The organism is Novilysobacter antarcticus, assembly GCF_019802285.1.
GTDB classification, from domain to species: Bacteria; Pseudomonadota; Gammaproteobacteria; order Xanthomonadales; family Xanthomonadaceae; genus Novilysobacter; species Novilysobacter antarcticus.
The window spans coordinates 455,761-473,128 of record NZ_JAIEUJ010000002.1 but is presented as its reverse complement, the minus strand read 5'-3'; the positions used below and the strand labels follow the sequence as shown (position 1 = coordinate 473,128).

The 17,368-nt window shown below is 66.0% G+C and carries 14 protein-coding genes; 9 read left to right on the top strand and 5 right to left on the bottom strand.

Translation table 11 applies throughout. The annotated features are described in order from the left end of the window. The first annotated feature begins 1 nt into the window (after position 1). The 6 genes from murC to lpxC all read left to right on the top strand — a co-directional run bounded on the left by murC (position 2) and on the right by lpxC (position 6,889). Entirely contained in the window at positions 2-1,444 is a 1,443-nt protein-coding gene (gene murC / locus KZ491_RS06935; protein ID WP_222565515.1) for a UDP-N-acetylmuramate--L-alanine ligase, read from the top strand. Continuing rightward, positions 1,441-2,430, top strand: coding sequence for a D-alanine--D-alanine ligase (locus KZ491_RS06930; RefSeq protein WP_343225569.1), 990 nt, complete (start codon positions 1,441-1,443; stop codon positions 2,428-2,430). Before murC ends, KZ491_RS06930 begins: the two co-directional genes overlap by 4 nt. Next, positions 2,427-3,149, top strand: coding sequence for a cell division protein FtsQ/DivIB (locus KZ491_RS06925; protein ID WP_222565113.1), 723 nt, complete (start codon positions 2,427-2,429; stop codon positions 3,147-3,149). The genes KZ491_RS06930 and KZ491_RS06925 overlap by 4 nt, the downstream gene beginning before the upstream one ends. Next, positions 3,133-4,383, top strand: a complete 1,251-nt coding sequence (ftsA, locus tag KZ491_RS06920; protein ID WP_222565112.1) for a cell division protein FtsA — start codon at positions 3,133-3,135, stop codon at positions 4,381-4,383. Before KZ491_RS06925 ends, ftsA begins: the two co-directional genes overlap by 17 nt. A gap of 111 nt (positions 4,384-4,494) precedes the next feature. Further along, positions 4,495-5,730 (top strand): cell division protein FtsZ, encoded by a 1,236-nt coding sequence (gene ftsZ, locus KZ491_RS06915; protein WP_222565111.1) that lies wholly within the window; start codon positions 4,495-4,497, stop codon positions 5,728-5,730. 241 nt (positions 5,731-5,971) lie between these two features. Further along, positions 5,972-6,889 (top strand): UDP-3-O-acyl-N-acetylglucosamine deacetylase, encoded by a 918-nt coding sequence (gene lpxC / locus KZ491_RS06910; RefSeq protein WP_222565110.1) that lies wholly within the window; start codon positions 5,972-5,974, stop codon positions 6,887-6,889. Positions 6,890-7,079: 190 nt separating this feature from the next. Here the strand turns inward: lpxC and KZ491_RS06905 are convergent, their stop codons facing one another. Further along, positions 7,080-7,538: a DciA family protein gene (locus KZ491_RS06905; RefSeq protein ID WP_222565109.1), complete on the bottom strand. Its 459-nt coding sequence runs from the start codon at positions 7,536-7,538 to the stop codon at positions 7,080-7,082. A 7-nt stretch (positions 7,539-7,545) separates the two neighbouring features. Between KZ491_RS06905 and KZ491_RS06900 the strand changes: the two genes are divergently transcribed. The 3 genes from KZ491_RS06900 (at position 7,546) to KZ491_RS06890 (ending at position 12,426) form a co-directional block, all read left to right on the top strand. Continuing rightward, positions 7,546-8,454 (top strand): M23 family metallopeptidase, encoded by a 909-nt coding sequence (locus KZ491_RS06900; RefSeq protein ID WP_222565108.1) that lies wholly within the window; start codon positions 7,546-7,548, stop codon positions 8,452-8,454. A gap of 159 nt (positions 8,455-8,613) precedes the next feature. After that, on the top strand, positions 8,614-11,358 hold the full coding sequence (gene secA / locus KZ491_RS06895) for a preprotein translocase subunit SecA (protein ID WP_222565107.1): 2,745 nt from the start codon (positions 8,614-8,616) through the stop codon (positions 11,356-11,358). Between the two features lie 75 nt (positions 11,359-11,433). Continuing rightward, positions 11,434-12,426, top strand: a complete 993-nt coding sequence (locus KZ491_RS06890) for a Nudix family hydrolase (RefSeq protein ID WP_222565106.1) — start codon at positions 11,434-11,436, stop codon at positions 12,424-12,426. Between the two features lie 18 nt (positions 12,427-12,444). On the opposite strand, the gene coaE is transcribed toward KZ491_RS06890, so the two are convergent. The 4 genes from coaE to pilB all read right to left on the bottom strand — a co-directional run bounded on the left by coaE (position 12,445) and on the right by pilB (position 17,217). Continuing rightward, entirely contained in the window at positions 12,445-13,056 is a 612-nt protein-coding gene (coaE, locus tag KZ491_RS06885; protein ID WP_222565105.1) for a dephospho-CoA kinase, read from the bottom strand. Positions 13,057-13,137: 81 nt separating this feature from the next. Further along, positions 13,138-14,001 carry a prepilin peptidase gene (locus KZ491_RS06880; RefSeq protein WP_222565104.1) on the bottom strand — a complete coding sequence of 288 codons (864 nt, stop codon included), beginning with the start codon at positions 13,999-14,001 and terminating at the stop codon, positions 13,138-13,140. Positions 14,002-14,029: 28 nt separating this feature from the next. Continuing rightward, positions 14,030-15,289: a type II secretion system F family protein gene (locus tag KZ491_RS06875; RefSeq protein ID WP_222565103.1), complete on the bottom strand. Its 1,260-nt coding sequence runs from the start codon at positions 15,287-15,289 to the stop codon at positions 14,030-14,032. A gap of 197 nt (positions 15,290-15,486) precedes the next feature. Continuing rightward, on the bottom strand, positions 15,487-17,217 hold the full coding sequence (pilB, locus tag KZ491_RS06870) for a type IV-A pilus assembly ATPase PilB (RefSeq protein WP_222565102.1): 1,731 nt from the start codon (positions 17,215-17,217) through the stop codon (positions 15,487-15,489). Positions 17,218-17,368: the final 151 nt, after the last annotated feature.

The window sequence follows — 17,368 nt, the reverse complement described above, 5'->3', positions numbered from 1 at the left end:
CGTGCGCCGCCGGCTGCAACACGATGGCGATCTGGCCAAAGCCTTCCCGCGCGTCCATTTCATCGGTATCGGCGGGACCGGCATGAGCGGCATTGCCGAGGTGATGTGCACGCTGGGCTACCAGGTGTCGGGCTCCGATCGCGCCGACAACGCGGTTACCCGGCGCCTGACGCGCCTGGGCGTCACCGTGCACCACGACCACACCGCCTCCAACGTGCTGGGCACCGACTGCGTGGTCGTCTCCAGCGCGATCAAGGCCGACAACCCGGAAGTGATGGAGGCGCGCGCGCAGCGCATTCCGGTGGTGCCGCGCGCGGAGATGCTGGCCGAGTTGATGCGCTTCAAGCGCGGCATCGCGGTCGCCGGTACCCACGGCAAGACCACGACCACGTCGCTCACCGCCAGCGTGCTGGCCGAGGGCGGCATTGATCCGACCTTCGTGATCGGTGGCCAGCTGCTGGCCGCCGGCGCCAACGCCAAGCTCGGCGGGGGCGACTGGCTGGTGGCCGAGGCCGACGAGAGCGATGGCAGCTTCCTGCGCCTGAGCCCGCAGATCGCCGTGGTCACCAATATCGATGCCGATCACCTGGAGAACTACGGCGGCGACTTCGCCAACGTCCAGGCGGCGTTCGGCGAGTTCATGCTGCGGCTGCCGTTCTACGGGCTGGCGGTGCTGTGCATCGACGATCCGGAAGTCGCCGCGCTGGCTGAGCGCACGCCACGCCACGTGATGACCTACGGCCTGTCGGCAGAGGCCGACGTGCGCGCCGAGGACGTCACCCAGACCGGTGCGCGGATGCACTTCACCCTGTGCCTGCCCGGCGGCGAGCGCTGCCCGGTCACCCTCGCGCTCCCCGGCGGGCACAACGTGCTTAACGCCCTGGCTGCGGCTGCGGTGGGCTGGCAGCTGGGCGTCGAGCCCGCCGCCATCGCCCGCGCGCTGGAGGCATTCGCCGGTATCGGCCGCCGCTTCAACGTTCTCGCCGACATCGCCTTGCCCAAGGGCGGCACGGCCACCGTGGTCGACGACTACGGCCACCACCCCAACGAACTGGCCGCGGTGTTCCAGGCCGCCCGCGGCGGTTGGCCCGAGCGTCGCCTGGTGGTCGCCTTCCAGCCGCACCGCTACAGCCGTACCCGCGACCTGTTTGACGATTTCGCCGCCGTCCTGTCGGACGTCGATGCGCTGATCCTGACCGAGGTCTACGCCGCTGGCGAGGCGCCCATCGCCGGCGCCGACGAACGCGCACTGGCCCGCGCCATCCGTGCCCGCGGCCGCATCGATCCGGTCGTGATCGGGCCGGTCGGCGAGCTGGCCGAGGTCCTCGCCGATGTGCTCGAGGACGGCGACCTGTTGCTGCTGATGGGCGCCGGCGATATCGGCCACGCCGCGCAACAGATCGCGCTCGATGGACTCCCCACAACCCAGGAAGGTGACGCGTGAGCACGCCTACTGCATCGCATATCGCCCCACAACGCATCACCGATCCGGCCCGCTTCGGCCGGGTGGCGGTGCTGGTGGGCGGCACCAGCGCCGAGCGCGAGGTGTCGCTGGACTCCGGCCGCAACGTGCTCGAAGCACTGCAGGCGCGAGGCGTGGACGCGTTTGCCGTCGACGGCATCCCGGCGCTGGTCGACCTCGTCCGCGAGGGCGGGGTGGATCGCGTCTTCAACATCCTCCACGGCAACAAGGGCGGGGGCGAGGACGGCGTACTCCAAGGTCTGCTGGAAGCGCTGGGCGTGCCATACACCGGTTCCGGCGTGCTCGGTTCGGCCCTGTCGATGGACAAGATCCGGACCAAGCAGGTGTGGATCAGCTGCGGCCTGCCGACGCCACGCTTCGTGCGGCTGACCGCCGGGGATGACATGCACGCCGCGGCGCGATCACTCGGCCTGCCGGTGTTCGTCAAGCCGTCCTGCGAGGGCTCCAGCGTCGGCGCGTTCCGGATCCTGGAGGAGGCCGATCTCGCCCCCGCGCAGGCGTTTGCCGCCGATTACGACGGCGAGCTGCTGATGGAGCAGATGATCGTCGGCGACGAACTGACCGTAGGCGTGCTCGACGACGGCACCGGCCCGCGCGCGCTGCCTTCGATACGGATCGTGCCCAAGGGCGAGTGGTACGACTACAACGCCAAGTACATGGCCGACGACACCCAGTATCTCTGCCCCGGCGTGGAAGACGCCGCCGAGGTCGAGTTGCAGCGCATCGCCCTGGCCGCATTCGAGGCCGTTGAATGCCGCGGATGGGGCCGGGTGGACGTCATGCGCGACCGCGCAACCGGCGCCTTCCACCTGCTCGAGGTGAACACCGCGCCCGGCATGACCAGCCATTCGCTGGTGCCCAAGGCCGCCGCCCAACTCGGCATCGGCTTCGAGGAGCTGTGCTGGCGCGTTCTGGAAGGAACCCTCGCGGAGGTGGCCGGCCGGTGAACGCACTTCTGCGCCTGCTGGGTTGGCTGCTTGCGGTGGCGCTGGTCGTCCTGCCGGTGGTCGGTCTGCTCAACGGCTGGGTCGGTGCCGAGCACTGGCCGCTGAGCAAGTTGCGCGCGACCGCGCAATTCCAGCGCGTGGACGAGACCCTGCTGCGCGACACCCTGATGCCGTTTGCACGCCAGGGCTATTTCGCGGTTGACCTTGACGCGGCGCGCGCGGCGGTGGCCGCACTGCCTTGGGTCGAGCACGCCGAGGTCCGCAAGCGCTGGCCCGACGTGCTGGAAGTCCACCTGGCCGAGCACGTCCCGTTCGCGCGCTGGGACGACAACCAGCTGCTGTCCGAGCAGGGTCGGCTGTTCCCCGCCGCCAACATCGATATCCCCGCCGAGCTGCCCTTGCTGGGCGGACCGGAGACCCGCATCGACGAGGTGGTGGAGCTCTACAACGAGACGCGGGCCATGTTCGCTCCGCTCGGGCTGGAAGTGCGCGAAGCCCGCCTGGACCCGCGCGGCAGCTGGACACTTCGACTCGACAACGGGGCCGAGGTCATCGTCGGCCGCCACGAGGCGCGCGGTCGCCTCAACCGCTTCGTGCGCCTGTTGCCGCAACTGCTGGCCCAGCAGGCACAGGTACTGGCGCGCGCCGATCTTCGCTACACCAACGGTTTCGCACTCGTGTGGGCCGACAGCAGGGAAAACCATGAATCGCAAGGGTGACAAACATCTGATCGTCGGCCTCGACATCGGTACCTCCAAGGTGGTGGCGCTGGTGGGTGAGTACAGCCCCGGCGACACCGGCCCGGACAACCCGATCGAGGTCATCGGCATCGGCAGCCACGAGTCGCGCGGCCTGCGCCGGGGCGTGGTGGTCGACATCGAATCCACCGTGCAGTCCATCCAGCGCGCCATCGAGGAGGCCGAGCTGATGGCCGGCTGCGAGATCCGCTCGGTCTACGCCTCCATCTCCGGCAGCCACGTGCAGTGCCGCAACTCGCAGGGCATCGCCCCGATCCGAGACGGCGAGGTCAGCCTGGCTGACCTGGACCGGGTACTGGACGCGGCCAAGGCGGTGGCGATCCCGGCCGACCAGAAGATCCTCCACGCGATCCCGCGCGACTACGTCCTGGACCACTCGCAGGAAGGCATCCGCAACCCGATCGGGATGACCGGCGTGCGTCTGGAAGTGCACGCCCACCTGGTGGTCTGCGCACAATCGGCCGCCGCCAACGTGAGCAAGTGCGTGCAGCGCTGCGGCCTGCAGGTCGACAGCCTGATCCTGGGGGTACTCGCCTCGGCCAACGCGGTGCTGACCAGCGACGAGCGCGAGCTGGGCGTGGTGCTGGTCGACATCGGCGCGGGCACGACCGACATCGCGGTCTTCGTGCAGGGCGCGATCGCCCACTCGGCCAGCCTCGGCATTGCCGGCGACAAGGTCACCGAGGACATCGCCCACATGCTGCGCACCCCGACGCCGGAGGCCGAGCAGATCAAGGTCCGCTACGCCTGCGCGCTGGCGCAGATGGCCACCGCCGAGGAATCCATCCAGGTGCCGTCGGTCGGTGACCGCGCGCCGCGCCGGATGCCGCGCGCCTCCCTGGCGCAGGCCGTCCAGGCCCGTTACGAGGAAATCTTCGAGATGGTCCAGGCCGAGTTGCGCCGCAGCGGCTTCGAGCAGCACGTGCGCGCCGGAATGGTGCTCACCGGCGGGGCATCAAAGATGGAAGGGGTAGTGGAACTGGCCGAGGAAATGCTGCAGATGCCGGTGCGCGTGGGCATCCCGCAGCACGTCACCGGCCTGGGCGAGGTGGTGGGCAATCCGGTCCACGCCACCGGCGTGGGGCTGCTGCTGATGGGCAGTCAATTCGAGAATCCGCGCCGCCCGGTGATCAACACCGGCCGCGCAGGTTCGCTCTTCAACAAGCTCAAGAGCTGGTACAGCGACCACTTCTGAGCAGCGGTGCACGACAGCGGCAGGCGAGAGACGACAGGCAACACAACAAACGCGGCAAGCAACACGAAAGACCACGGCAGCAACCAAAACTAGACCAACGAGGACACGGACATGGCACATTTTGAACTGGTGGAAAACATGGCTCCCAACGCGATCATCAAGGTGATCGGCGTCGGCGGCGGAGGCGGCAATGCGGTCGCCCACATGGTCAGCAACAACGTTGACGGGGTGGAGTTCATCACCGCCAACACCGACTCGCAGGCAATCAAGAACTGCGGCGCAAAGCTGCAGCTGCAGCTGGGCAACAACGTCACCAAGGGCCTGGGCGCAGGCGCCAACCCCGAGGTCGGTCGCCAGGCGGCGCTGGAAGACCGCGAGCGCCTGATGGATGCACTGGAAGGCGCCGACATGGTGTTCATCACCGCCGGCATGGGCGGCGGCACCGGTACCGGCGCCGCGCCCGTCGTGGCCCAGCTGGCCAAGGAGATGGGCATCCTGACCGTCGCTGTGGTCACCAAGCCGTTCCCGTTCGAGGGTCGCCGCCGCATGCAGGTCGCGCTCAAGGGCATTGAGGAGCTGAGCCACCACTGCGACTCGCTGATCACCATCCCCAACGAGAAGCTGATCACCGTGCTCGGCCGCAACGCGACGATGGTGCAGGCGTTCCGCGCCGCCAATGACGTGCTGCTGGGCGCCGTGCAGGGCATCGCCGACCTGATCGTGCGTCCCGGCCTGATCAACGTCGACTTCGCCGACGTGCGTACCGTCATGTCCGAGATGGGCCTGGCGATGATGGGCAGCGGTGCGGCCAAGGGCGACGACCGTGCGCAGGCCGCCGCCGAGGCCGCCGTGCTCAACCCGCTGCTGGATGACGTCAACCTGCAGGGCGCCAACGGCATCCTGGTCAACATCACCGCCGGCCCCGACTTCACCATGGCCGAGTTCGACGAGGTAGGCCGCACCGTGGAGGCGTTTGCCTCCGAGGACGCGACCATCGTCATCGGTACCGTGCTGGATCCGGACATGCAGGATGAGGTCCGCGTGACCGTCGTTGCGACCGGCCTGAACCGCGGTGCGGGCAGCAAGATCAAGACCGGCGAGGGCAACCGTGCGCCGATCCAGCTGGTCCGCAACGCCACCACCGGCCAGCCGGAATTCCCGGTGGACGCGGTCTCGTCATCGGCGACCTCGTCGTCCGAGTCGCGCGCACCCTCGGTGCCGAGCTTCAGCAGCAGCCTGCGCGGTGAGTCCACCAAATCCGAACCCGCTACGGCGTCGGGCGCGGCGGACTTCGGTCCCGACAGCTACCTCGACATCCCGGCGTTCCTGCGTCGCCAGGCGGACTGATCGTCTGGTGCGCTTGGAATATCTGCCGCAAGGCGTGATGCAGTAATGCCGTAGTCCGTTTGGTCTTGGTCCCGCGGGTGTCCTCGCGGGGCATTTGGGCCGGTCGTCCGCCACCAGGCGCGACGACCGGTCATTTTCCGCCTGCGCTGGCGGAGACGCCGTTCAGGGCCGATTGATCTGCCGCCACTCGGCTGCGTGGTACCTTTACCCGGTTTTTCCCTCTTCAGGCACACCTATTCCCATGCTGCGTCAGCGCACCCTCAAGAACGTGATCCGCGCCACCGGCGTAGGGCTGCACAGCGGCGAAAAGGTCTTCCTCACCATGCGTCCGGCGCCAATTGACGCAGGTATCGTTTTCCGTCGTATCGACCTGGATCCGGTGGTCGACATCCCGGCGCGCGCCGATCTGGTCACCGAGACCACGCTGTGCACCGGCCTCAGTGTGGGCCCTGCCAACGTGCAGACGGTCGAGCACCTGATGTCCGCGCTGGCGGGATTGGGCATCGACAACGCCTATATCGACCTGTCCGCGGCGGAAGTGCCGATCATGGATGGCTCGGCGGGCCCGTTTGTGTTCCTGCTGCAGTCGGCAGGCATCGTGGAGCAGGACGCCGCCAAACGCTTCATCCGCATCCTGCACCCGGTCGAGGTGCGTGACGGCGACAAGTTCGCGCGGTTCGAGCCGTATGACGGCTTCCGGGTCGGCTTTACCGTGGTGTTCAAGCATCCGGCGATTCCCGATTCGCAGTCGCGTGCAGAGGTCGAGTTCTCGACCATCAACTACATCAAGGAAGTCAGCCGCGCGCGGACGTTCGGTTTCATGCGCGATCTGGAATACATGCGCGAGCGCAACCTCGGTCTGGGCGGGTCGATGGACAACGCCATCGTGCTCGACGAATTCCGTGTCCTCAACGAGGACGGCCTGCGCTACGCCGACGAATTCGTACGGCACAAAATTCTTGATGCCATCGGTGACCTGTATCTGGCCGGAGACGCGGTCATTGGCGCCTACGAAGGCTTCAAGTCCGGCCATGCGCTCAACAACAAACTGGTGCGGGCGCTGCTGGCCGAAGAGTCGGCGTGGGAAATCGTCAGCTACACCGAAGACGAGGACCCGCACGCCATCACCACCGCCTTTGGGCGTCTGGCGACGATCTGAGATCCTTCTGCTGCCCGATTCCTGGCAGCCGTGCATGCATCACGAATGTGACTGCTTCACGCTGAATTAACGTTTTTTACACGAGATGACCCTGGATTTTTAACAAGTCCGGGGTTTTTGCGCTTTAGGATGCTCCGTCGATGTTCACTTGCTCGTCACGGCGATTAACGCGCTACGACGTTCCAAGGGTTCATCCGGCGTCATCCGTCCCATCGGGGTCGGTGGAGTTGAGGGACGCCAGCGCAGCCTCGAGCGATTTTTTCGCGGCCGCGGACATGGTCACGGTTTTCGCGGGTGCCGGAGGGGCCGGTGCACGCGAAGGGAGACTTGTCTTGATGACGAGCTTCGCCGCGTCCAGACCCAGGGAACGGGCACCTGACAACAGTTCCGGAGCGAGCAGGCGCAGTTTGGCCCGCCACACCGGGGAATCCACCAGATAGACGAGCCTGCCGTGCTCGTGATTCGCCAGCCGCGCATGCGCGGACAGCGGGAACGGCAGGAGTGGCCTTAACCGGCGGTCCAGTTCGTCGAGCCACAGGGCGCGGCGGAGCGTGTTACCCGCAGGCACCGCCAGCAGCGCATCCAGCGCCGCGGTCGGAGTCGAAGGAAGGCGCGTTGACCTGGCCGGTTTGGGTTGGAATTCAGACATCGGACTTATGACCTATCAAGACATCCTAAATAAATCGCGTGGCACCTGGGCATCACTCGCCCACCGCGCGCTTCAGGCCGCCATGCAGCGCCCTCTGGGCGCCGGCGCGGTACTTCTGGGCGGCGGACTGATGCTTGGCCTGGGTACAGGCTACGCGGCCAACCACAGCTTGCGCGACCAGGTCGCCCAACAGCAGGTGCAGATCAACTCGGCCCAGGCCGACGCCCAACGGGAAATCAATGCCCTGGCTGCACGTCTGGGCGAGCTGCAGGCCGAAGCCAACCGGCTCAACGCGTTGGGCAAGCGCCTGACCCGCATCGGCCAGCTGCAGGACGGCGAGTTCGACTTCAACGAGCCCGTCGGCGTGGGTGGCGTCGGTCCGGTGGAAGATATGCCCAAGGGCGAACTGGACCAGGGCCTGTCCGAACTGGGCGAGCAGTTCCGCGCCTCCGGTGAGCAGCTCTCGGTACTCGAATCGCTGCTGTTCAACCGCCAGTTGGACATGAACGCGGTGCCGTCGCGCGAGCCGATCGAGAGCTACATCACGTCCAATTTCGGCCATCGCGCCGACCCGTTCCGCGGCGGTCGCGCCTTCCACAAGGGCATTGATTTCAAGGCTCAGGTGGGCGATCCGGTGATGGCTGTGGCCGACGGTGTGGTCAGCTTCTCCGGCGTGCGCAGTGGCTACGGCAACACCATCGAGATCGACCACGGCAACGGCTACGTCACCCGTTACGCGCACAATTCGCGGTTGAGCCTGAAGGTCGGCGGCCTGGTCCGCGCCGGCGAGGAAGTCGCCAAGGCCGGCTCCAGCGGTCGTTCCACCGGTGCCCATGTGCATTTCGAGGTGTGGCAGAACGGCCAGGCCGTCAACCCGAAGAAATTCCTCAACCAGCAGTCGCCGCTACACGGCTGACCCGGTCGCGCGCACAGGAAGTTTGCGCTCGTGGGACGCAAACCCGGCGGGCTTGATAGGCGCCCGCCCGCCCCCACGCTAGAATAGGCGTTTGCCAAGACAGGGTGCACCGCGCCCTGTTTTTGTTTGCGCCGTCATGACATCCGACTGGAACCATCCATGCTCAACAACATGCTTACCCGCGTCTTTGGCAGCCGCAATGATCGTTTGCTCCGCCAGCTGCAGCGCACGGTCGTCAAGATCAACGCGCTCGAGCCGGAGATGGAGAAGCTCAGCGACGCCGAGCTGCAGGCCAAGACGCCGGAGTTCAAGCAGCGGCTGAAGGACGGCGCCAAGCTCGACGACCTCCTGCCCGAGGCGTTTGCGGTCTGCCGCGAAGCATCGCGCCGCGTGCTGGGCATGCGTCCGTACGACGTGCAGCTGATCGGCGGCATGGTCCTGCATATGGGCAAGATCGCCGAGATGCGAACCGGTGAGGGCAAGACACTGGTCGGTACGCTGCCGGTCTACCTCAACGCGCTGACCGGCGACGGCGTGCACCTGGTCACCGTCAACGACTACCTCGCGCGGCGTGACTCGGCGTGGATGGGCAAGCTCTACAACTGGCTCGGGCTGAGCGTGGGCGTGGTCTATCCCAACATGCCGCACGGCGACAAGGCCGAGGCCTACGCCGCCGACATCACCTACGGCACCAACAACGAGTTCGGCTTTGACTACCTGCGCGACAACATGGCGCTGTCGAAGGAAGACCGCCACCAGCGCGGCCTGAACTTCGCGATCATCGATGAGGTCGACTCGATCCTGATCGACGAGGCGCGCACGCCGCTGATCATCTCCGGCCCGGCCGAGGATTCCCCGGAGCTGTACATCAAGGTGAACCGCATTGTGCCGTCGCTGGTCCGGCAGGAGACCGAGGAAGGCGAGGGCGACTACTGGGTCGATGAGAAGGGCAAGCAGGTCCACCTGTCCGAGGAAGGCCAGGAGCACGCCGAGCAACTGCTGCGCGACGCCGGCATCCTCGGCCCGGACGAGGATGAAGGCCTCTACTCGCCGCAGAACCTGGCCGTCGTGCATCACCTCAACGCTGCGATGCGCGCGCATGCGATCTACCAGAAAGACGTGGACTACATCATCCGCGACGGCGAGATCGTCATCGTCGATGAATTCACCGGCCGTACCCTGGCCGGCCGGCGCTGGTCGGACGGCCTGCACCAGGCGGTTGAGGCGAAGGAGGGCGTTCCGGTCCAGCGCGAGAACCAGACGCTGGCGTCGATCACCTTCCAGAACCTGTTCCGGATGTACAAAAAGCTGGCCGGCATGACCGGTACGGCCGACACCGAAGCGTTCGAGTTCCAGAGCATCTATGGCCTGGAAGTGGTGGTGATCCCGACCAACCGGCCGGTCAAGCGCATCGACGCCCCGGATGCGGTGTTCCTGAACCGCGCCGGCAAGTACCGCGCGGTGGCCGCCGAGATCAAGGAAGCGCACGCCAAAGGCCAGCCGGTGCTGGTCGGCACGACCTCCATCGAGGTCTCCGAGATGCTCAGCCAGCAATTGACCGCCGAGGGCATCGACCACGAGGTGCTCAACGCCAAGCAGCACGAGCGCGAGGCGACCATCGTGGCCCAGGCGGGTCGTCCCGGCGCGATCACCATCGCCACCAACATGGCCGGTCGCGGTACCGACATCGTGCTGGGCGGTTCGGTGGACAACGAGATCGCGATGCTGGAGGCCGAGACCGGCGAGCCGGTTGACGAGGCCACCCGTGCGCGCCTGAAGGCGGAGTGGCTGGAGCGCCACGAGGCGGTCAAGGCCGCCGGCGGCCTCCACATCGTCGGCACCGAACGCCACGAGAGCCGCCGCATCGACAACCAGCTGCGCGGCCGTGCCGGGCGCCAGGGCGACCCGGGTTCCTCGCGCTTCTATTTGTCGCTGGAAGACAACCTGATGCGCATCTTCGCCGCCGACTGGGTGCAGAAGGTGATGGCGCGGATGGGTCTGAAGGAAGACGACATCATTGAAAGCCCGCTGGTGTCCAAGCAGATCGCCAACGCGCAGCGCAAGGTCGAGGCCCACAACTTCGACATCCGGAAGAACCTGCTCGACTTCGACGACGTCAACAACGACCAGCGCAAGGTGATCTACGGCCAGCGCAACGAACTGCTGGAGGCCGACAGCATCCAGGACAACATCGAGGGCATCCGAGAGGACGTCATCAATGCCGCGATCGCCCGCTTCGTGCCGCCGAACTCGATCGACGAGCAATGGGACCTGCCCGGTCTGGAGGCCCTGATGGCCTCGGACTTCAACATGCAGATCGACGTGCAGGGCTTCGTCAGTGGCCGCGAGGAGATCGATGACGAGGCGGTGACCGAGTTCGTAGTGGAAGAGGTGAACCGCCAGGTCGCCGAGCGCGAACGCCAGCTGGGCGCGGAAACCATGCGCATGCTCGAGAAGCACTTCATGCTCAACGTGCTCGACCAGAGCTGGAAGGAGCACCTGGCCCAGATGGACTACCTGCGGCAGGGCATCCACCTGCGCGGCTACGCGCAGAAGCAGCCCAAGCAGGAGTACAAGCAGGAGGCCTACCTGCTGTTCTCAAACATGCTGGAGAAGGTCAAGCACGACGTCATCAGCCTGCTGGCGCGCGTGCGCATCCGCAGCGAGGAAGAGGTCGCCGCGCTGGAGGCACAGGAGCGCGCGCAGGCCGAGTCGCAGGCCAAGCAGATGCAGTTCCAGCACGCCAGCTCGGGCGGCTACAGCGCCGACGAGGAAGCTGCGGAAGCCCAGGAAGCTCTGGCCCGTGGCGCGGCAAATGCCGAAGTCACCCGGGTCGGCCGCAACGAGCCGTGCCCGTGCGGCAGCGGCAAGAAATACAAGCATTGCCATGGTCAGCTGGTCTGAGCCGAGCCCCAGTCGCAGCACGTCGCGGATGCAACCTGCATCCGCCACGATGAACGTCCCGGCGGTGCATCGAAGATGACCGAAACACCGCCAACGCGCTTCGTGCGCGTGGTTGCCGGAGTGATATGCGATGCGCGCGGCCGCATCCTGCTGGCCCAGCGCACCGGCGCCAGCGACCTGGGTGGCCTGTGGGAGTTTCCCGGCGGCAAGATCGACCCCGGCGAGAGCCCCGAGCACGCGCTGGCGCGGGAGCTGGACGAGGAGCTGGGCATCCAAGCCGAGGTCGGCGAGGCGGTCATCACCGTGCCCCAGATGTACCCGGACAAACGCCTGACCCTGGACGTTCGCCACGTGACCCGATGGCAGGGCAACCCGCGCGGACGGGAAGGGCAGGCGCTGCTGTGGGTCCCGCCTCGCAAGCTCGCGCGCTACCGGATGCCGCCTGCCGATCGGCCGGTGGTCGCCGCCTTGCAGCAGCCAGACCGGTATCTGGTTACGCCGGATGTGGGGCCTCTGACGGCCGGGTTGACCGGTGCGGAACTCGAGGTCGCTGAGCAGTCCTGGCTTGATGCGCTCGAGCGGGCGCTGGCTACGGGGATCAGTCGGGTCCAGTTGCGGGCGCCGAGTGCGGATCCGCAGCGCTGGGCGCGCCTTGCCGCGTCGGCCGTCGAGCTGTGCCAGCGCATTTCAGCCGAAGTGCTGGTCAATGGCGATCTGGAGCTGGCCGCGCGGCTGGGCGCGGGTGTGCACCTGCGCTCGGATCAACTCGGCGCCCACCGGGACCGACCGGTCGATCCCGGCCTACCCCTGGCGGCCTCGTGCCACACGGTGGACGACCTACGCGCGGCTGAGCGGCTGGGTTGCAACTTCGTGGTGCTCGGCAACGTGCTTCCCACCGCTACGCACCCCGGCAGGAAGGGTATTGGCTGGGAGGCGTTTGCGGCGATGCGCGAGCACGTGTCCATGCCGATCTACGCGATTGGCGGTCTGGGCATCCAGCAGATGGACCAAGCGCGCCTGCACGGTGCGCAGGGGATTGCGGCGATACGCGGTCTTTGGGCCGACTGACGCACTGCGGAAGCCGCGTCATCCACGTGCGAGTGCCCGATAGCTCCGGTCCAGCGCCGCGATGTGCGCATCCAGCGACTCCAAACCACCGTCGTTGACGATGATGTCGTCCGCGATAGCCAGCCGCTGCGCGCGGGTGGCTTGGGCGGCGATCATGGCATCGGCGAGCGCAGCGTCCACGCCGTCGCGGCGCATCAGGCGGGCGTGCTGCACCGCCACCGGCACATCGACCACCAGGATGCGCCCCAGCCACGGATAGGCCGTGCGTCCGCCGCCCTCGGCCAGCAGCGGAACTGCCGCAATGGCGTAGATGCCGGGCGCCTGCTCGCACATCGCGCGCACCTTGGTGCGGATGCGCGGATGCACGATGGCTTCCAGGCGCTTGCGCTCATCGGTGTCGGTGAAGACCCGCTCGCGCATCGCGGCACGGTCCAGGTCACCGTCGGCGGTGAGGATTCCAGGTCCGAATGCGTCGACCAACTCGGCCAGTCCGTCCGAGCCGCGGGCAACCGCCTCGCGCGCGGCGACGTCGGCATCGGCGACGACCACGCCCAGCGCCTCGAAGCGCCGCGTGACCTCGCTCTTTCCCGCGGCGACGCCGCCGGTGACTCCGATGATGTAGTTGCTCATGCGGGGCAGGATGTCATGGCGCGGGATTCATGGGTCAAGGCGCGAGCGGAAAAGGAGCCACGCCGTCCGCTTCGATCGGCGTCAGGCCAGCCCCGAGATCCGCATGTAGCCGCCGATCAACTGCTCGCCCCAAAAGAAGATGATCCAGCCCGCGACGGCGAGATACGGCCCGAATGGGATCGGCGTGGCCTTGTCGCGACCTTTCGCGGCCAGCCAGATCGAGCCGATGATGGCGCCCACCAGCGAGGACAGCAGCACCGTTGGCAGGATGCCCGCCAGGCCGGTCCACGCACCAATCGCGGCCAGCAGCTTGAAGTCGCCGTGGCCCATGCCTTCCTTGCCGGTGATCTGCTTGAACAGCCACCACACCACCCACAGGCTCAGGTATCCGACCACCGCGCCGATCACCGCCGGTTTGGCGGCGATGTAGAGGTTGTCCACCGCAGCGATCAACCCCAGCCACATCAGCGGCAGGGTCAACTGGTCGGGCAGCAATTGGGTCCGCAGGTCGATGCCGGACAGCGCGATCAGGAAGCAGGTGAACACCATCGCGCCGAAGCCCTGCCAGCCGAAGCCGAAGCGGGCGACGCAGGCGACCATCAGCACCGCGGTCAGCAGCTCCACCAGCGGGTACTGGGCCGAGATTTTCGCCTTGCAACTGCGGCAGCGCCCGCGTAGGGCGAGCCAGCTGAAAACCGGGATGTTCTCGTACCAGGACAGCTGATGCTTGCAGTGCGGACAGTGCGAGCGTTCCACAACGATGCCGGGCGGCGGCGGATCGTAGGCCTCCGGCTCACCGAGGATCTCGCGGCTGTCGCGCTGCCACTGCCACTCCATCCGGCGCGGCATGCGCAGGATCACCACATTGATGAAACTGCCCAGCAGCAGGCCGAAACCGGCGACCAGTGGGTAGCCGATTGCGGGGTTCTGATCGAGAAATGCCATTCAGGTGCTCGCCATGCGCTATTTTGCCTCAACCCACCACGGCGCCGAGCTTGAAGATCGGCAGGTACATGGCAATCACCATGCCACCCACCACCACGCCCAGGAACACCATGATCATCGGCTCCAGCAGGCTGGACAGCGCGTCCACCGCATTGTCGACTTCCTGCTCGTAGAACTCGGCGACCTTGAACAGCATCGTGTCCAGCGCACCTGCTTCCTCACCGATGGCGACCATCTGCACCACCATGTGCGGGAACAGGTTGACCTGCTTCATCGCCATGTTGACCGAGTAGCCCACGGCCACGTCGTCGCGGATTCGGTGCACCGCCTTCTCATAGACGATGTTGCCGGTGGCGCCGCCTACCGTGTCCAGGCCTTCGACCAGAGGTACGCCGGCCTTGAAGGTGACTGCCAGCGTACGCGCGAAACGCGCGATGGCCGAATTGTGGATGATCTGGCCGACCACCGGCACCTTCAGGATCATCCGGTCGAGGAAGAACTGGAACGCGATCGAGCGGTTCTTGACCATGATGAAAGCGACCACGGCAGCCACTGCGAGGATCAGGATCAGCCACCACCAGGCGACCATGAAACGGCTCAGCTTGATGATCATCATCGTAAACGCCGGCAATTCGGCGCCGAAGCTGGCAAACACGTCCTCGAACATCGGCACCACGAACACCAGCAGGATCGCGCTGACGATCAAAGCCACGGCGACCACCGCGGCCGGGTAGAACATCGCCTTCTTGATCTTGCCCTTAAGGGCCTCGGTGTTTTCCTTGTATGTGGCGACCGTGTCCAGCACGGTTTCCAGCACACCGGCCGACTCGCCCGCAGCCACCAGGTTCCGGAACAGCAGATCAAACTCGACCGGGTGCTTGCCCAGCGCTTCGCTAAGGGACGAGCCGCTCTCGACTTCCGAGCGGATCGAGTTGACCAGAGCCTGCATTTTCGGGTTCTTGTTGCCACTGGCGATGATTTCCAGCGCGCCGACGATCGGCACGCCGGCTTTCATCATGGTGGCCACCTGACGCGCAAAAATAGCAATATCCTGCGGCGTTACACGTTTGCCAGCACTGAACAGCGGCTTGGGTTTGACCTTGACGACCTTGGGCGTAATCCCCATCCGGCGCAGTTCGGCGCGCACGAAGTTGGCGTTCTTCGCGGTCTGCTCGCCCTTCATGGTGACGCCGCGCTTGTCGGTGCCTTCCCACACGAAGAGCGGCGTCGCTTCGGCGCGGCGCGGAGCCACGATGGGTTTCTTGGCGGCAGTGCGGCTGACAGACATAGCGTGTTTCCCCAGTGTCACTTGGTGATTACTGCAGCGCGGCGCGCCGGCCTCGGCCCGCCCTCCCCGGACGATCCGCCGCCGTCCCCGGGCTACGGATCACCAGCATGTGCCCGCAACAACCCACGGGACATGCCGTGCGCCAGCATATCCTGACCCGGTGCGTCGCGATAGCAACGCCGGTCACAGACGCCTGATCAGTCCTTGGTCACCCGGTTGATCTCGGCCAGGCTGGTGACGCCGTTGCGGACCTTCATCAGCGCCGATTGGCGCAGGTCGCGCACGCCGGATCGCTGCGCCGCGTCAGCGATCTGCATGGCATTGCCGCCAGCGAGCACGATGCTCTGGATCTCATCGGTCATCGGCATCACCTGGTAGATACCGGTACGACCTTTGTAACCTTCCGTGCAGTCGGCGCAGCCAACCGCCTCGTAGATCTTGAAGTCGTCGGCCGCGATCTCTTCGGCCGTGAATCCCTCCGCCAACAAGGCGTGTTCGGGCAGTTCCACCGGTCGTTTGCAGTCGTGCAGGCGGCGCGCCAGACGCTGGGCGATCACCAGCGTTACCGATGAGGTGATGTTGAACGGCGCCACGCCCATGTTCATCAGTCGCGCAATGGTTTGCGGCGCGTCGTTGGTGTGCAGCGTGGACAGCACCATGTGGCCGGTCTGTGCGGCCTTGATGCCGATCTCGGCGGTTTCCAGATCGCGGATCTCGCCGACCATGATCACGTCCGGATCCTGGCGGAGGAAGCTGCGCAGCGCGGCGGCGAATGTCATGCCGCGCTTGACGTTCATCTGGACCTGGTTGATGCCCGGTACGCGGATCTCGACCGGGTCCTCCACCGTGGAGATGTTGCGGGTCTCGTCGTTGAGGATGTTCAGCGCGGTGTACAGCGAGACCGTCTTGCCGGAGCCGGTCGGGCCGGTCACCAGCACCATCCCGTAGGGGCGCTTGACCGCTGCGAGGAAGATATCGCGCTGGTCGTCTTCGTAGCCGAGCTTCTCGATGCCCAGCTTGGCGGCGCTGCCGTCGAGGATACGCAGCACGATCTTCTCGCCGAACAGGGTCGGCAAGGTGCTTACACGGAAGTCGATTTGCTTGGTCTTGCTCAGGTTGAGCTTGATGCGGCCGTCCTGCGGTACCCGCCGCTCGGCGATATCCAGCTGCGCCATCACCTTCAGGCGCGCTGAGATGCGCGGCTGCAGCTTGACCGGCACCTTGGCCGACTGCTTCAGCAGCCCGTCGATACGCAGGCGCACGCGGTACTCGGTCTCGTAGGGCTCAAAGTGGATGTCCGAGGCGCCGCGGCGGATCGCGTCCACCAGCACCTTGTTGATGAACTTGACCACCGGTGTGTCATCGGTCTTGGCGTCGACCCCGGAATCAGTGGACAGGTCGTCGTCACCACCGCCGATTTCCAGATTCTCCAGCCCGTCATCGTCCTCACCCATGACATCGCCGAGCGAATCGGCGCTTTCCAGCCAGCGGTCCAGATGGCGCTTGATGCTCTCCTCATCGACGAGGATCGCCTCGACGGTGAAGTTGGTCTGGAACTTGATCTCCGCCAACGCATGCGTGTTGGTCGGCTCGGCGATGCCGACGAACAGCCGGTTGCCGCGCTTGAACAGCGGCAGCACCGTGTGCTTACGCAGCAGGTCCTCGTTGACCAGCTTGATCGCTGATTGCTCGGGGTCCATCGCGGCTGCATCGAACAGCGGCACGCCGAACTCGACCGAGTTGGCGGCAGCCAGGTGCGCAGGTGCGACCAGTCGTTTCTCGATGATGTAGGCGGCCAGTGGCTTGCGCTGCTCAGTGGCGGCGGCCATGGCTTCGCGTGCGGCGGATTCGGAGAGTGCGCCATCTTGCACAAGGCGGCGGGCGATGCCGGTGATCCCGACTAGGTTCGCGTTCTGCGCTGCATTCATCGTATATCCTGCCAGATACATTTTTTAAGTTACTTCACACGAGCCTAAAACTGGTTTCCGCGGAATAATTTTGTACTGTTGCTGTTATTTACCCTGCTGTTACTTGCTCCGCTGAAAAAAAGGCCCCTCATGAGAGGGGCCTCTGTTCAGT

Coding starts and splice junctions, on each gene's coding strand:
- ftsA (WP_222565112.1), top strand. CDS start 3,133: ATGAATCGCAAGGGTGACAAACATCTGATCGTCGGCCTCGACATCGGT.
- pilB (WP_222565102.1), bottom strand. CDS start 17,217: ATGAATGCAGCGCAGAACGCGAACCTAGTCGGGATCACCGGCATCGCC.
- lpxC (WP_222565110.1), top strand. CDS start 5,972: ATGCTGCGTCAGCGCACCCTCAAGAACGTGATCCGCGCCACCGGCGTA.
- KZ491_RS06890 (WP_222565106.1), top strand. CDS start 11,434: ATGACCGAAACACCGCCAACGCGCTTCGTGCGCGTGGTTGCCGGAGTG.
- coaE (WP_222565105.1), bottom strand. CDS start 13,056: ATGAGCAACTACATCATCGGAGTCACCGGCGGCGTCGCCGCGGGAAAG.
- KZ491_RS06880 (WP_222565104.1), bottom strand. CDS start 14,001: ATGGCATTTCTCGATCAGAACCCCGCAATCGGCTACCCACTGGTCGCC.
- KZ491_RS06905 (WP_222565109.1), bottom strand. CDS start 7,538: ATGTCTGAATTCCAACCCAAACCGGCCAGGTCAACGCGCCTTCCTTCG.
- ftsZ (WP_222565111.1), top strand. CDS start 4,495: ATGGCACATTTTGAACTGGTGGAAAACATGGCTCCCAACGCGATCATC.
- KZ491_RS06875 (WP_222565103.1), bottom strand. CDS start 15,289: ATGTCTGTCAGCCGCACTGCCGCCAAGAAACCCATCGTGGCTCCGCGC.
- secA (WP_222565107.1), top strand. CDS start 8,614: ATGCTCAACAACATGCTTACCCGCGTCTTTGGCAGCCGCAATGATCGT.
- KZ491_RS06900 (WP_222565108.1), top strand. CDS start 7,546: ATGACCTATCAAGACATCCTAAATAAATCGCGTGGCACCTGGGCATCA.